General features: G+C 72.7%; 12 protein-coding genes. 4 read left to right on the top strand and 8 right to left on the bottom strand.

The genetic code is table 11. The features are described from left to right. Nucleotides 1–38: 38 nt before the first annotated feature. Nucleotides 39–2,402 (top strand): galactose oxidase family protein, encoded by a 2,364-nt coding sequence (locus ABT160_RS23845; RefSeq protein ID WP_351649840.1) that lies wholly within the window; start codon nt 39–41, stop codon nt 2,400–2,402. 31 nt (nt 2,403–2,433) lie between these two features. Here the strand turns inward: ABT160_RS23845 and ABT160_RS23840 are convergent, their stop codons facing one another. Continuing rightward, complete coding sequence (locus tag ABT160_RS23840; RefSeq protein ID WP_351649785.1) at nt 2,434–3,039, bottom strand: TetR/AcrR family transcriptional regulator; 606 nt, start codon at nt 3,037–3,039, stop codon at nt 2,434–2,436. Nucleotides 3,040–3,110: 71 nt separating this feature from the next. After that, nucleotides 3,111–3,785, bottom strand: a complete 675-nt coding sequence (gene trhA, locus ABT160_RS23835; protein ID WP_351649784.1) for a PAQR family membrane homeostasis protein TrhA — start codon at nt 3,783–3,785, stop codon at nt 3,111–3,113. A 194-nt stretch (nt 3,786–3,979) separates the two neighbouring features. Between trhA and ABT160_RS23830 the strand changes: the two genes are divergently transcribed. Beyond that, nucleotides 3,980–5,803 (top strand): phosphoenolpyruvate carboxykinase (GTP), encoded by a 1,824-nt coding sequence (locus ABT160_RS23830; protein ID WP_351649783.1) that lies wholly within the window; start codon nt 3,980–3,982, stop codon nt 5,801–5,803. 100 nt (nt 5,804–5,903) lie between these two features. On the opposite strand, the gene ABT160_RS23825 is transcribed toward ABT160_RS23830, so the two are convergent. The 5 genes from ABT160_RS23825 to ABT160_RS23805 form a co-directional block, all read right to left on the bottom strand. Next, nucleotides 5,904–6,539 carry a hypothetical protein gene (locus ABT160_RS23825; RefSeq protein WP_351649782.1) on the bottom strand — a complete coding sequence of 212 codons (636 nt, stop codon included), beginning with the start codon at nt 6,537–6,539 and terminating at the stop codon, nt 5,904–5,906. Further along, nucleotides 6,526–8,103, bottom strand: a complete 1,578-nt coding sequence (locus ABT160_RS23820; RefSeq protein WP_351649781.1) for a substrate-binding and vWA domain-containing protein — start codon at nt 8,101–8,103, stop codon at nt 6,526–6,528. The genes ABT160_RS23825 and ABT160_RS23820 overlap by 14 nt, the downstream gene beginning before the upstream one ends. Then, nucleotides 8,103–9,227 carry a hypothetical protein gene (locus tag ABT160_RS23815; protein WP_351649780.1) on the bottom strand — a complete coding sequence of 375 codons (1,125 nt, stop codon included), beginning with the start codon at nt 9,225–9,227 and terminating at the stop codon, nt 8,103–8,105. Before ABT160_RS23815 ends, ABT160_RS23820 begins: the two co-directional genes overlap by 1 nt. Before the next feature lie 149 nt (nt 9,228–9,376). Beyond that, nucleotides 9,377–9,763 (bottom strand): SCO4983 family protein, encoded by a 387-nt coding sequence (locus tag ABT160_RS23810; protein ID WP_351649779.1) that lies wholly within the window; start codon nt 9,761–9,763, stop codon nt 9,377–9,379. Nucleotides 9,764–9,873: 110 nt separating this feature from the next. Beyond that, nucleotides 9,874–11,085, bottom strand: a complete 1,212-nt coding sequence (locus ABT160_RS23805) for a pyridoxal phosphate-dependent aminotransferase (protein WP_351649778.1) — start codon at nt 11,083–11,085, stop codon at nt 9,874–9,876. Nucleotides 11,086–11,201: 116 nt separating this feature from the next. Between ABT160_RS23805 and mptB the strand changes: the two genes are divergently transcribed. After that, nucleotides 11,202–12,635 (top strand): polyprenol phosphomannose-dependent alpha 1,6 mannosyltransferase MptB, encoded by a 1,434-nt coding sequence (mptB, locus tag ABT160_RS23800; protein WP_351649777.1) that lies wholly within the window; start codon nt 11,202–11,204, stop codon nt 12,633–12,635. Between the two features lie 107 nt (nt 12,636–12,742). Then, nucleotides 12,743–13,600 (top strand): S1 family peptidase, encoded by an 858-nt coding sequence (locus ABT160_RS23795; RefSeq protein ID WP_351649775.1) that lies wholly within the window; start codon nt 12,743–12,745, stop codon nt 13,598–13,600. A 34-nt stretch (nt 13,601–13,634) separates the two neighbouring features. Here the strand turns inward: ABT160_RS23795 and ABT160_RS23790 are convergent, their stop codons facing one another. Further along, nucleotides 13,635–15,230, bottom strand: coding sequence for an N-acyl-D-amino-acid deacylase family protein (locus tag ABT160_RS23790; RefSeq protein WP_351649774.1), 1,596 nt, complete (start codon nt 15,228–15,230; stop codon nt 13,635–13,637). Nucleotides 15,231–15,361 lie beyond the last annotated feature (131 nt).

The raw sequence follows: 15,361 nt of genomic DNA, 5'->3' as shown, positions 1-15,361 counted from the left end.
GGCGGCGCGCGAGGACGGCCCTGCTGGCCGCGGCCGGCATGGCCGGCGCGCTGCTCATGGCCGTGCCGCAGCCCGCCGTGGCGGGGACCAACCTGATCAAGAACCCGGGGTTCGAGACCCCCGGCACCGACGGCATGCCGCACTGCTGGGAGAGGTCCGGCTGGGGCGACAACGACTTCACGTTCACCACGACCGCCGACGCGCACACCGGCACGGCGGCCATGAAGGTCGAGCTCACCCGGCGCCTGGACGGCGACCGCAAGGCGCTGATCACGGAGTCGGCGGCCTGTGCCCCGCCCGTGGTGCCCGAGAAGCAGTACGACCTGTCCCTCTGGTACAAGTCGACCACCCCGGACACCGCCGTCACCCTCTTCCGGCACGACGCCACGGCGGGCTGGCAGTACTGGACCGACCTCAAGACCCTCGACATGCGGGGTAGTTGGACGCGCGCCGAGGTGCGCACCCCGGTCGTCCCGCCCGGCACGGACCGGATCGCCTGGGGCGTCTCCGTCTTCGGCACGGGCAGCGTCACCACCGACGACTACGTGATGGAGGAGGTCACCCCGCCCGCGCCGGACCCGGTGTGCACGGGCACCGCCGAGGAGTGCGCCAAGGGCCGCTGGGACGTGCTGCCGGTGAAGAACCCGGTGCGCTCGATGCACTCGGTGGTGCTGCGCAACGGCAAGGTGCTGCTGATCGCGGGCTCCGGCAACGACCCGTCGATGTTCGCCGCCGGGACCTTCACCTCCGCCGTGTACGACCCGGTCGCGGGCACGTACAAGACGATCCCCACGCCCGTGGACATGTTCTGCGCGGGGCACGTGCAGCTGTCCGACGGCCGGGTGCTGGTGATGAGCGGCAACAAGGGCTACCCGTCGGCGGACGGCAGGATCGGCTACCAGGGGCTGAAGGACTCGTACGTCTTCGACCCCGCGACCGAGAAGTACACCAAGACCAACGACCTGCACGACGGGCACTGGTACCCCTCGGCGACGATCCTGGGCAACGGCGACGTGATCTCCTTCGGCGGCCTGAAGGAGGACTCCACCGGGAACGTGACCGCCGAGCGGTTCTCCGCCCAGCAGGGCAGGTGGCTGCCGATGAACGAGGTCAACCAGACCTGGTCGTACTGGGGCCTGTACCCGTCGATGATCCTGATGCAGGACGGCCGCCTCTTCTACTCGGGCAGCCACACCTTCGGCAACGGCACCCCCGGCACCGGCGCCTCGGTCTACGACTACGACGCGAACACCGTCACCGACGTGCCCGGGCTGCGGAAGAAGGACGAGCGCGACGAGAGCGCCAGCGTGCTGCTGCCCCCGGCGCAGGACCAGCGGGTGCTGACGGTCGGCGGCGGCAACAACGAGTCCAACCCGGCCGCCAACCGGCTCACCGACATCATCGACCTCAAGCAGCCCAGCCCCCAGTACACGGCGGGCCCGCCGCTGCCGCAGGGCCAGGTGGACACCGGCACCGGCAAGCGCCCGCAGACCGGTGACGAGGGCAAGATGTACGTCTCCGCGGTGCTGCTGCCCGACGGCAAGGTCCTGGAGACCGGCGGCGGGCTGCACGACCGCGCCGACCCGGTCTACGAGGTGTCCTTCTTCGACCCGGTGACCAACACGTACGAGTCCGGGCTCGCCGCCGACCCGGTGCCGCGGACGTACCACTCCTCGGCGTTCCTGCTGCCCGACGGCCGGGTGATGGCGGTCGGCGACAATCCGGGCAACGGGACGTACAACCACAACGTGTCCGTCTACACGCCGCCGTACCTGCTGAAGGGCGCCCGGCCGAAGATCACCTCGGTGATCGACAGCGAGTGGAACTACGGGGACGTGCAGCGCATCACCGTGGACCGGCCGATCGCCAAGGCGGAGCTGATCCGCCCGGCCGCGGTCACCCACTCCTCCGACCCCAACCAGCGGTTCGTGGACCTGCCGCTGGGCGTGGACGGCAACAACATCGACCTCAACGTCACCAGCAACCCCAACCTGGCGCCGCCCGGCTGGTACATGCTCTTCGCGGTCGACGCCAACGGGGTGCCGTCGGTGGCCCAGTGGGTCCACCTGGGCGGACCGCCCGCGATGGCGGCACGGGCCGAGGCGGGGGCGCACGCCCACGACTTCGCGTCCGCGCTCGCGGCGAAGCCGAAGAAGAACCCGAAGAAGCGGGACTCGGCCCCGGTCAGCCCCCGGGTGGCGGGCTGCGACCGGCACTACGGCACGGCCAACGTGTGCGTCCCGACGGCCTTCCCGCCGCAGGTCGCGGCGACCGGCAAGGCGCGGTGCGGGTGGCTGAAGGCGCACGACTACGGGCGCCTGAAGGTGAACGGCAAGGACGACCCGCTGGGCCTGGACCGCGACCGCGACGGACTGGCCTGCGGCAAGGGGGACGCCCGGTAGCGGCACCGGGACCGGGGGCGCGGGGCGGTCGCTACAGGGGCAGCCCCGCGCCCAGCCGGTCCAGGGCGCGGGTGAGCAGCGCCGGGAGGTCCTGTCGCCTGCCGTCCTCCGCCCAGCACAGCGCCGTCTCGGTCAGGGCCCCGAGCACCGCCGCCGCGAAGACCCGCGCCTCCAGGTCGTCCGGGGCCCGGCCCGCCCGCTCGGCGAGGGCCGCCGCCAGGACGCGGGAGGCCCGGGCAGTGGCCTCGGCGACCCGGGCGCGCACCGAGGGGACCTCCGTCATCAGCCGGGCGCGCTGGGCGACCTCCGCCTCCTCGGCGGCCAGTACGGCGCGCACCGCGGCCAGGACGACGACCCGCAGCGACTGCAGGGGCGGCTCGTCCGCCGGGCGCAGCCGCAGGGCGTCGGCGATCAGCGTCGCGTACTCGTCGGCGAGGACGATGTCCTCCTTGGCCGGGAAGTAGCGGAAGACCGTCGAGGGGGAGACGTCGGCCTCCCGGGCGATCTGCTCGACGGTGGTCGCCTCCCAGCCCTGCGCGGCGATCAGCCGGTGGGCGGCGCCGCGGATCGCGGCGCGGGTCTTCAGCTTCTTGCGCTCGCGCAGCCCCGGCGGGGGCGGGGGAGTCGGGGGAGCCATGGGGCCATTGTGGCGCCGTCCGGCCGGATCCGGCCCTACGAGTGCCGCCGCGAGTGCTCCGACGAGTGCTCCTACGAGTGCTGGTACGCGACCAGCGAGATGCCCACGTAGTGCACCACGAACGCGGCCAGCGTCAGCGAGTGGAACACCTCGTGGAAGCCGAACCAGCGCGGCGAGGGGTTCGGGCGCTTGATGCCGTAGATCACTCCGCCGGCGCTGTAGAGCAGCCCGCCGACGATCACGCAGACGAGCACCGCGATGCCGCCCTTGCGCATGAACTCGGGCAGGAAGAAGACCGCCGCCCAGCCCATCGCGATGTAGCAGGGGGTGTACAGCCAGCGGGGCGCGCCGACCCAGAACACCCGGAAGGCGATCCCCGCCACCGCTGCCGCCCAGACCGCCCACAAGAGCACCCGCCCGGTGGAGTCGGGCAGGAGGAGCATCGTCAGCGGGGTATAGGTGCCCGCGATGATCAGGAAGATGTTGGCGTGATCGAGCCGGCGCAGGACCGCGTTCGCCCGCGGACCCCAGTTCCCCCGGTGGTAGAGGGCGCTGACCCCGAACAGCAGGCAGGCGGTGAGGACGTACACCGCGCAGGCGATCCGGCCCCGGGTGGAATCGGCCAGCGCGGTGAGGAAGACGCCGGCGATGACGACCGCGGGGAACATGCCCGCGTGCAGCCAGCCGCGGAGTCGGGGCTTCACCGGAGCGGGTGTCTCGGCCACTTCGGGCACCGCAGTAGTCATGGGCGAATGGTACCTACGGAACCGTAGGTAACGCGTATGAGTGGCCATGCTCACGTGAGAGGCCCTCTGGACATCTGCGCGTTTCGGTCGGATGATCAAATGAGTGCGGGCGACACCGGATGAGCGGATCAGCAGCGTCCGGGTCGCGGCCCCCACGGGGCATACACCTGAAAACCCCTCGAATAGGAGCAACCGTGGCGCGCGACAACGCGGCTCCCAGCACCGTCCCCACCCGTCATCAGGAGCTGATCTCCTGGGTCGACGAGATCGCAGCGATAACGCAGCCGGACAGCGTCGTCTGGTGTGACGGTTCCGAGTCCGAGTACGAGCGCCTGTGCGGGGAGCTCGTCGCCAAGGGCACCTTCAAGAAGCTCGACGAGATCAAGCGCCCCAACTCGTACTACGCCGCGTCCGACCCGACCGACGTCGCCCGGGTCGAGGACCGCACCTTCATCTGCTCCGAGAAGGAGGAGGACGCCGGGCCGACCAACCACTGGAAGGCCCCGGCGGAGATGAAGGAGCTCTTCGCGGGGGAGCGGGGGATCTTCCGCGGCTCCATGCGAGGGCGCACCATGTACGTCGTCCCGTTCTGCATGGGCCCGCTGGGCTCGCCGCTCTCCGCCATCGGCGTCGAGATCACCGACTCGGCCTACGTCGCCGTCTCCATGCGCACCATGACCCGGATGGGCCGGCCGGTCCTCGACGAGCTCGGCGAGGACGGTTTCTTCGTCAAGGCCGTCCACACCCTCGGCGCCCCCCTCGCGCCGGGCGAGCAGGACGTGCCCTGGCCGTGCAACTCCACCAAGTACATCTCGCACTTCCCGGAGACCCGCGAGATCTGGTCGTACGGCTCCGGCTACGGCGGCAACGCGCTGCTCGGCAAGAAGTGCTACGCCCTGCGCATCGCGTCCGTGATGGCGCGCGACGAGGGCTGGCTCGCCGAGCACATGCTGATCCTCAAGCTCACCCCGCCGCAGGGCGAGTCCAAGTACGTCGCGGCGGCCTTCCCGAGCGCCTGCGGCAAGACCAACCTCGCCATGCTGGAGCCCACCGTCTCCGGCTGGACGGTGGAGACCATCGGCGACGACATCGCCTGGATGCGCTTCGGCGAGGACGGGCGGCTGTACGCGATCAACCCGGAAGCCGGCTTCTTCGGCGTCGCCCCCGGCACCGGCGAGCACACCAACGCCAACGCCATGAAGACCCTGTGGGGCAACGCGGTCTTCACCAACGTCGCGCTCACCGACGACAACGACGTCTGGTGGGAGGGGATGACCGAGGAGTCCCCGGCGCACCTGACCGACTGGAAGGGCAACGACTGGACCCCGGAGTCGGGGACCCCGGCCGCCCACCCCAACGCCCGCTTCACCGTCCCGGCCGCCCAGTGCCCGATCGCGGCGCCGGAGTGGGAGGACCCCAGGGGCGTGCCGATCTCGGCGATCCTCTTCGGCGGGCGCCGCGCCTCCGCGGTCCCGCTGGTGACGGAGTCCTTCGACTGGCAGCACGGCGTCTTCCTCGGCGCCAACGTCGCCTCCGAGAAGACGGCCGCCGCCGAGGGCAAGGTCGGCGAGCTGCGCCGCGACCCGTTCGCCATGCTGCCGTTCTGCGGCTACAACATGGGCGACTACATGGGCCACTGGATCAAGGTGGGCCAGAACGCCGACGCCGCCAAGCTGCCCAAGATCTACTACGTGAACTGGTTCCGCAAGAACGACGCGGGCAAGTTCGTCTGGCCCGGCTTCGGTGAGAACAGCCGCGTCCTGAAGTGGATCGTGGAGCGGCTGGACGGCCGCGCCCAGGGCGTCGAGACGCCGATCGGCGTGCTGCCCACCGTGGAGTCCCTGGACACGGACGGGCTCGACCTGCCCGCCGAGGACCTCGACTTCCTGCTGAAGGTCGACACCGAGGTGTGGCGCGAGGAGGCCGCCCTGGTGCCCGACCACCTCAACACCTTCGGGGACCACACCCCGAAGGAGCTGTGGGACGAGTACCACGCGCTGGTGAAGCGCCTGGGCTGAGTCCCGTACGAACTCGTGGCGGGCTGCCCCGAAACGCCGCCCTGACCAGTGGGGTCACGACGGTCCGCCACGACACCCCATCCGGCCCCCGGAAGCCCCCTCACGGCTCCGGGGGCCGGTGGGCGTCCGGGGTCGTGCCCTCCACGTACCGGGTGTGCGCCTCCTGGCGCAGCGCCTCCGCGTCGCGCAGTCCCCCGGCGACCGCGACCGCCTGGCCGAGCAGGGCGCGCAGCTGACGGGCCAGGTGGTCCTCGGCGGTGACGGCGCCGGAGGCGACCCGCTCCCACCAGCGGGTGCGCACGTACGCGTCCACCGCCTCGGGCACGTCGTCCCTGATCACCCGGCCGACCACGTGCAGGCCCCCGGGGTCGCCGGCCAGGCCGTCCGCCGCGGGCCCCGGGTCCAGCAGCCGCTCCAGGGCCTGGTCGAGCAGGCCCAGCGGCTCGGCGGCGGCCGGCGGCAGCTCCACCCGGGCGAGGTACTCCCGCAGCGTCGCGAAGTCGGCGCGCAGGGCGTCGAGCTGCTCGGACGGGGTGGGGAAGCGCGGTGCGCCGGGCCGGTCCGGCGGGGCGACCAGCGCGCCCGCGCCGTACAGCCCGGCCACCACCACCGGCCAGTAGGCGCCGGCCAGACCGGTGAAGGTCAGGCCCAGGCCGAGCAGGCCGCAGGCGCTGCCGGCGAGGTTCTTGCGCGACTCCAGGTACGCGACGAACCGCCTGCCCCTACTGGTAGCCACGGATCTCCTCGAACGCCCCGTCCAGCGAGCCGTGCGTGGCGTCGAAGAGGCGCCCGCCGGTGAGGTCGGCGATGTGCTGGAGCTCGGCCCGGTCGGAGTCGCCGAACAGGATCGGGAACACCGGCGTCTCGCGCCGGTCGGCGGAGAGCGCCCGGTAGAAGCCGTCGAAGTCGGAGGCGTCGGCGCCCGTGGTGTTCTCGCCGTCCGTCATCAGCACGATCGAGGTGAACGCCGAGCCGTCCAGCGGGCCCAAGTGCTCGTACGCCTCCTGCAGGCTGCTGAACACGGCCGTGTCGCCCTGCGCGGACAGCGCCGCTACGTCGGCGCGCAGCGCGGTCAGCGCGTGCTGCGGGTCGCCCGGCTCCACCCGGTGGGTGCGCACCTGCTTGACCCGGGAGCCGAACGGCATCAGGGTCACCTCCTCGCGCTCGCGGAAGTCCGGGGTGAGCGCGGTCAGCGTCCGCTTCAGCCGGGCCAGCCGGTCGCCCTCCATGGAGCCGGAGGTGTCCAGGACGTACACGGTCCGCGAGGGGCGGCGCAGCCGGTTCTCGTAGCCGTGCAGCAGACCGTCGGCCACCGAGCGGGTGCCGGGGAAGGGCAGTTCGCGGCGGGCGTCGGCGGCGATCGCGGCGGCCGGGCGCACCCCGGGCACCACCGGGCGGCGCAGGGTGCGCTCGGTGATCTCCTGCTGGGCGGCCGGGGAGCGCAGGTGCCGGGTCAGCGCCCCGGCGGCCTCCTTGGCGGCGGGGGAGGCGGTGGCGAGCAGGGTGAGCGGGTAGTCGGCGGTGACCACGCCGTCCCGGGGCCTGATGACGGTGAGCCCGCTCCCGCTGTCGCGGTTCAGACTGAGCAGTACGGACTCGTAGTTGACCAGGGCGTCCACGGTGCCGCGCCGGGCGTAGGCACTGGCCAGCCAGCCCGAGGAGCCGGAGATCAGCTTCTGCCCGGCGAAGAACTCCTTCAGCTTCGGGGTGGCCCGCGCCACGTCCGCGTCGGTCAGCGCCGACTGCGCCCCCGAGAGCGCGGAGGCCACCGAGACCAGCGCCGCGAAGCCGGAGTTGGAGCGCGCCGGGTCGGTCATCCCGTACGTCAGCTTCCCGGCGGCGACGGCCTGGTGGACCTGGGCCCAGGTGACCTCGGCGGGCTTCCAGCCGAGCCGGGCGACGACCGCGGGCTTCACGCCGAGCGCGACCGGCGAGGTCATCAGCGGGGTCTCTCCGGTGATCCGGCCGCCGATGCCCGGGCGCAGCCGCAGGTAGTCGTTGGAGGCCAGCCACACGGCGTCGTAGTGCTTCCCGGCGCGGCCGGAGGCGACCTGGTCCACGGCGTCCAGGGTGCCCGCGTAGGTCGTCTCGACGCGCACGCCGGTGGCCTTCTCGGCCTCGTCGAGCACGGACTTCATGTCGGCGAGCTCGGAGGAGGCCAGCACCCGCAGGGTGCCGTTCGGCGCCGGGGGCCGGGTGTCCTTCCCGCCGGGCGGCGGTGAGGTGGAGGTGCAGGCGGTGAGCAGGGCGAGCAGCAGGACGGCCGCCGCACCCCGGGCACGGGCTCCGGTCCTGGTCATCAGTTGGTTCCCCCCTGGTTCCTGGCCCGCAGGGCCATCGTGCGCAGCACCTCGCTGGTGGGCACGGGCGCCTGGCGGATGCCGGTGAGCGTCTGGTTGAGGTGGGCGGTGTACGCCTTGGTGGCGGTGGTGAACTCGGCGGCGGCGCCCTGCGGCCGGAAGCCGTGGCGCACCGCGAGGCGGCGCAGCGCCGGGTCGGTGCCGAGGAGTTCGCCGAGCTCGCGTCCCGCGTCGGTGAGCGGTACGACGGTGTGGTCGCTGGAGACGGTGGTGTCCGGGTAGAGCACCACCAGGTCCCCGGCGTCCTGCCCGGCCATCAGCAGCGAGGCGACCTGTGACTCGTACACCAGGACCAGCGGGTTGCCGACGCCGCTGATGAAGTCGCGGAACGGCGCGTCGGAGCCGGCCTGCTGGGCGCCCTGGACCGCGACGAGCTTGCGCAGCAGCGGCGCGGTGCGGTCGAGGCCGGCCTTGTCGGACACCACCCGGCCGCCGTCGGCGACGTAGCTCGCGGCGGCCAGGTACAGCGCGCCGGAGTTGGAGGCGACCGGGTCGGTGCTGGTGATGAACAGGGTGCCGCTGAGCTCGGCGTGCCCGGCCGCGCCCCTGAGCCGCTGCCAGGTGAGGTCGGCCGCGGCCGCCTTGAGGTAGGCGTCCATGCGCAGGGTGCCGATGCCGCTGCCGGTCAGGGTGGCCAGGCCGTTGTCGGCGAGCACCCGGGCGGCGGCGCGGTGGGCGACGACGACCAGCGGCGAGTAGAAGGGCCGCAGGCTCGCGCCGGTCGCCCCTGCCCTGGCCCGCAGTCCGTCGGCCGGGGCCTTGGCGGAGGGGAACGCGAAGTCGTACCCCTTGAGCGGGAGTTGCTCCATGTCCCAGGAGCCCGCGGTCTCCGCCTTCACGGTGAGGCCCTTGGCAGCGAGGGCCTTCACCACCTCGGGATCGGCGAAGAACTCGGCCTTCTCCGACCCGATCACTCCTCGCACGGTCTTCGTTGCCGTGCCGTTGCTCGTCTCCCGGCTCTCTCGGCCTGCCACGACGGCTGCTGCCACGCCGCCGATCAGCAGCACCGCCAGGACGATTCCCACGATGCGTCTCACGGGGGCAATCTGCTCGCGGAAACCCACGTTCCGGCGCTGTCCGGGTGTACGGGAGGTGAAGCCCGCGTCCCGGATCGATATCCGCCAAGATCCGGTACGGGTACGGCAGTTGAAGGCGTGTCAGTAGATGGGTGGCACCCGGTCCGCGGACCTCCGCGGCGCGCGGACCGGGGCCGTCAGGAGGCCGCGGCCGGCTGCGCGGGCGCCACGGCGGCCGCGTGGGCGTCCATGCGCTCGGCGGCGAGGATCGCGGCGGCGGTGTCGGCGCGGGAGGCGGCGACCAGCAGGGCGCGCCCGGCGAGGGCGTGGGCGCGGCGGTGCAGGGTGGTGGGGGAGGAGCCGGTCAGGGCGGCGTGCCGGGCGGGCGGGGCGCCGCGCAGCCGGGCGACCTGCTGGGCGATGCGCTCGGCGGCCGGGTCGTCGCCCAGCTCGTCGGTGACGGCGAGCAGCGCGCCGAGGTGGCCGGCCAGCTGGATGTCCAGCTCCTCCTCGCGGGAGCGGTGCGGGAAGCGGGAGGCCTCGGCCGTGGAGTGGACGGACCTGGTGCGGATCGGTTCGTACACGGACGGCCTCCTTCGGTAGCTCGGGAGGCCAGCCTACATTGGATCCAGTCTAAAGTTGTCCGGAGTCGGAAAGTCTCGGCAAAGGATCCGGGCCCGGTCGTCGCCGGCCGTCAGTGCTGGCCGTAGCCGTCCAGGAAGCTGCCGATCCGGGTGATCGCGTCGGTGAGGTCCTTGGCCGTGGGCAGCGTCACGATCCGGAAGTGGTCCGGCTCGTGCCAGTTGAAGCCGGTGCCCTGCACCACCATGATCTTCTCGGCCCGCAGCAGGTCCAGGACCATCTGCCGGTCGTCCTTGATCTTGTAGACGGACGGGTCCAGGCGCGGGAACAGGTACAGCGCGCCCTTGGGCTTCACGCAGGTCACGCCCGGGATCGAGGTCAGCACCCGGTACGCCGCGTCCCGCTGCTCCAGCAGCCGGCCGCCCGGGCGCACCAGGTCGTCGATGGACTGCCGCCCCTGGAGGGCGGCGGCCACCGCGTGCTGCGCGGGCATGTTGGCGCACAGCCGCATGTTCGCCAGGACCGTCAGGCCCTCGATGTAGGAGGAGGCGTGCGCCTTGGGGCCGCAGACGGCCATCCAGCCCGAGCGGTATCCGGCCACCCGGTAGTTCTTGCTCATGCCGTTGAAGGTGAGCACCATCAGGTCCGGGGCGATGGCCGCGGTCGGGGTGTGCGTGGTGCCGTCGTAGAGGATCTTGTCGTAGATCTCGTCCGAGCAGACGACCAGGTTGTGGCGGCGGGCCACGTCGGTGAGCTGCCGCAGCATCGCGTCGTCGTACACCGCGCCGGTGGGGTTGTTCGGGTTGATGATGACGATCGCCTTGGTGCGGTCGGTCACCTTGCGCTCGATGTCGGCGATGTCCGGCATCCAGTCGGACTGCTCGTCGCAGCGGTAGTGCACCGCCGTGCCGCCCGCCAGCGAGACCGAGGCGGTCCACAGCGGGTAGTCCGGCGCGGGCACCAGTACCTCGTCACCGTCGTCGAGCAGGGCCTGCATCGACATCTGGATCAGCTCCGAGACGCCGTTGCCCAGGTAGACGTCCTCTATCGAGAGCGGGATGCCCTTGGTCTCGTAGTGGCTCATCACCGCGCGGCGCGCGCTCAGCAGGCCCTTGGCGTCGCCGTACCCGTGCGACTCGCTGAGGTTGCGGAGCATGTCCTCCAGGATCGCGGGCGGGCAGTCGAAGCCGAACGCCGCCGGGTTGCCGGTGTTCAGCTTCAGGATCCGGTGCCCCGCCGCCTCCAGCCGCATGGCCTCTTCGAGGACCGGGCCCCGGATCTCGTAACAGACGTTGGCGAGCTTCGTCGACTGGATGACCTGCATGCCCGCGAGCTTACGGCCGCGCGGGCCGGGGCGCGGCGTGTTTTGGACCACGTGGGGGCGGCCCCGCCCGGCATCGGGGGCAGCCGGGGTCCCGGGCGCCGGTAGGTTGGGGGCTCATGTGGGTGTTTCTTGGCGTGCTCGGGTCCTTCGGCGTGGCCGTCGGCGGCTGGTTCGCCGGGGCGCTGCCCGTCCGGGAGCCCTGGGGCGTGTGGACGGGGCACTCCACCGCCGTCACCGTCGCGGGCGCGCTGGCCGCCTACCTCGGCCTCACCCTGCTCCTGGTCGCCTGGTGGCGGTACGGGAAGGGGGACCGCCCGCACCCGCTGCGCACCCTCGCCGCCTGGTCCGCGCCGCTGCTGCTCGCGCCGCCCCTGTACAGCGCCGACGTCTACAGCTACATCGCGCAGGGCGCCATGGTCCTGGAGGGCCACGACGTCTACACCGACGGGCCCTCCGTGCTGCCCCCCGACAGCCGCGGCGCCGACGCCGCCGCCAGCGTCGGCGGGCACTGGACCGACACCCCCGCCCCCTACGGCCCCGCGTTCCTGCTGCTCGCCAAGGGCGTCGTGGCGCTCACCGGCGGCGCCGTCGTCCCCTCCGTGCTCGCCTTCCGGCTGTTCGCCGTCGCCTCCCTGGCCCTGATCGTGTGGGGCGTGCGCGCGCTGGCCCGCGAGCGGGGCGCCGACGAGGGCGGGGCGCTGTGGCTGGCCGCGCTCAACCCGCTGCTGCTGATCCACGTCGTGGGCGGCACCCACAACGACGGGCTGATGGCCGGGCTGGTGCTGGCCGGCGCGGTGTGGGCGCTGCGCGGGCGCTGGGCGGTGGCCGCGGTGCTCATCGCGTGCGCCGCCATGGTCAAGTCCCCGGCCGCCCTGGCCCTGCTGTTCGTCGGCGTGGTGGTGTGGCGGCGCGGCGGGGGCGCGCCCTGGTCCCGGGCGGTGCGCGCGTTCGTGCTGCCGGGCGCGGTGGCCGCCGCCGTGGCCGCCGGGGCGAGCGTGCTGGCCGGGACCGGGCTCGGCTGGGCCCGCACCCAGAGCGTCGCCGGGACCATCCACACCGCCCTGTCGCTCTCCAGCGACCTGGGCCTCGGGCTCGGCCAGGCGGCCCGGGTGCTGCTGGGCGCCGACCCTGACCCGGTGAAGGGCGCGGTGCAGAGCCTGGGCCTGGCGCTGGCGCTGGCGGTCATCGGGTGGCTGGCCCTGCGGTCGCTGCGGCCGTGGCGCGGGCGCCCGGTCCTGGACCCGGTGCACGCGCTCGGCCTGGCGCTGCTGGCGCTGGTCGCGCTGTCGCCGATGGTGCAGCCCTGGTACCTGCTGTGGGGCACCGTGGTGGTCGCGGCCACTGCCTGGTCCACCACGACGGGCCGGGTCCTCGCGGTGCTCTCGGCGGCCCTCACGTACGAGACCGCGCCCGACGGCCACACCCCCTGGTACGGCTTCGTGCTCGCCGGACTGGTGTGCGCGGCGGGGCTGTTGTGGCTGCGGAGGTCCGGCGCGGACCGCGCGACCGGTGTGGCCGGTGTGGCCGAAAAGGACTCCTTGCCGGCCTGAGCGCGTCCCCGAACAATGCGCATGACAATTTTTCGTCCTGTGTGACGTCGTCGTGCGCGATCCCGTCGTGCGCGATGCCGGCCCGCACGACAAGAGGGGACCCCCACATGAACAAGCCTCTCGCCGGTGCCCTGACCGCCCTCGCCCTGATCGGCGCGGCGGCGGCCACCTCACCCGCGACCGCCGCCACACCCGCGGCGGAGACCAAGGCCCAGGTCAAGGCCCAGGTCAAGGCGGTGGACTTCGCGGGCACGGTGGCGCTGAGCAACTGCTCGGGATCGGTGGTGCGCACGCCGAGCGCGCAGCCGAACGACCCGGCGCTGGTGCTCTCCAACGGCCACTGTCTGGAGACGGGCATGCCCGGCCCCGGCCAGGTCGTCGTCAACCGCGCCTCCAGCCGCACCTTCAGCCTGCTCAACTCGGCGGGCAACAAGGTCGCCACGCTGCGCGCCAGCAGGATCGCGTACGGCACGATGACCGACACGGACGTCTCGCTGTACCAGCTGACCAGCACCTACGCGCAGATCCAGAGCAGCTACGGGATCAAGGCACTGGAGCTGAACGCGGCGCACCCGGTCCAGGGCACCGCGATCAAGGTCGTCTCCGGCTACTGGAAGCGGATCTACAGCTGCAACGCCGACGGGTTCGTCTACCGCCTCAAGGAGGGCGACTGGACCTGGAAGGACTCGCTGCGCTACACCTCGGCCTGCAACACCATCGGCGGCACCTCCGGCTCCCCGGTGATCGACAACGCGACCGGCAAGGTCGTCGCCGTCAACAACACCGGCAACGAGGACGGCCAGCGCTGCACGGTCAACAACCCGTGCGAGGTCGACCAGAACGGCAACGTGACCGTGCGCCAGGGCATCAACTACGCCCAGGAGACCTACATCCTGGTGCCCTGCATAGGCGCCGGCAGCAAGGTCGACCTGACCCGCCCGGGCTGCACGCTCCCCAGGCCGTAACGCCCCACGCCGCGGCTCCTCGTGGCGCAACGCCTCACGCCGTCCGGCGCACCGACCTGCCCGCCAGCACGTCGGTGCGCCGGCCGTCCTCGATCACGAACTTCCCGTCCACCAGCACGTGCGGGATGCCCGTCGGCAGGGTGCGCGGCGCCTCGAAGGTGGAGCCCGCCGCCACCGTGTCCGGGTCGAAGAGCACCAGGTCCGCGCGGTAGCCCTCGCGCACCAGGCCCCGGTCGGGCAGCCGCAGCCGGGCGGCCGGGCGCGCGGTGAGGTGGTGCACGGTCTCCTCCAGGGAGAGGATGCCCAGCTCCCGGGCGTAGTGGCCCAGGTAGTGCGGGAAGGTGCCGTAGGCGCGCGGGTGCGGCTTGAAGCCCTGCAGGATGCCGTCGCTGCCGCCGGTGTGCACCCGGTGGCGCATGATCGCCCGGACGTTCTCCTCGTGCCCGACGTGCTGCAGGATCGTCGAGCCCAGCCGGTCGTCGAGCAGCAGCCGCCGCGCGGTGACCCAGGGGGCCTCGCCGCGCATCCCGGCCGCCTCCTGGATGGTCTTGCCGACGCAGGAGGCCAGGCCAGGGTCGCTCACGCCGGAGACCTCGATGGTGTCCCACTCGATGGGCACCCCGTGGCAGCCGTCCGAGCCGACCTCCTCCAGGTCGTGCCGGATCCGCTCGGCCGTCGCGTCGTCCGCGAGCCGCGCCAGGACCGCCTCGGGCCCGCCCTCGCTCGCCCAGCTGGGCAGCATCGCCACGAGGGTGGTGCAGCCGGGGGTGTACGGGTACGTGTCCAGGCTGATGTCCGCCCCGCCGTCCAGCGCCTCGTCGAGCAGCGCGAGCAGGTCGGGGGCCTTGCCCTCGTTCACCCCGAAGTTCATCGTGGCGTGCGCCAGGTGCAGCGCGCAGCCCGCGCTGCGGGTGAGGTCGACCATCTCCCGGTAGGCCTCCAGGGCCCCGGCGCCGTACGAGCGGTGGTGCGGGCAGTAGTAGCCGTCGTAGCGGGCCACCACCCGGCACAGCTCGGTCAGTTCGGCGTCGTCCGCGTACATCCCCGGGGTGTAGGTGAGCCCTGAGGACATCCCGACCGCGCCCTGCTCCATCCCCTCGGCCACCAGCTCCCGCATCCGCCGCACCTCGGCCTCCGTGGCGGGGCGGTCGTCCCAGCCCACCGCGTACATCCGCACGGTGCCCTGCGGGATCAGGTACGCGGCGTTGACCGCGATCCCCCGGTCCAGCCGGTCCAGGTACTCGCCCACGGTGCGCCAGTCGAAGTCGACGTCCGAACCGTCGCCGTTCCAGCCGGTGATCGCCCTGCGGACCTCGGCCAGGGTGCGGTCGTCGACCGGCGCGTACGAGAGCCCGTCCTGCCCCAGCACCTCCAGGGTGACGCCCTGGGCCGCCTTGGCGCTGTGGTCGGGGTCGCGCAGCAGGGCGAGGTCGCTGTGGGCGTGCATGTCGATGAACCCGGGGGAGAGGGCGAGGCCGTCGGCCTCGACGCTCCGCCGCGCCGAGAGGCGGGGGCCGTCGCCCTCGGTGCGGATCGCGGCGACGCGGCCGTCGTCGAGGGCGATGTCGGCGCGGTAGGAGGGGGCGCCGGAGCCGTCGATGACGCGGGCGTCGCGGATGACCAGGTCCATGAGAGGGGGTGCCTTTCTGTTACGGGGTGAGGGGGCGCCCGTCATTTCCAGCCCCTCCGGAGCCGCCGGGCCAAATCCAGCCCCTCCGGCGTTTGAGGAGCGGGGGTCTGGGGGCTGGCCCCCAGGACCGG

The sequence above is a fragment of the Streptomyces sp. NPDC001941 genome (assembly GCF_040296945.1).
Lineage (GTDB): Bacteria > Actinomycetota > Actinomycetes > Streptomycetales > Streptomycetaceae > Streptomyces.
This window is presented reverse-complemented; position numbering and strand designations above follow the sequence as displayed.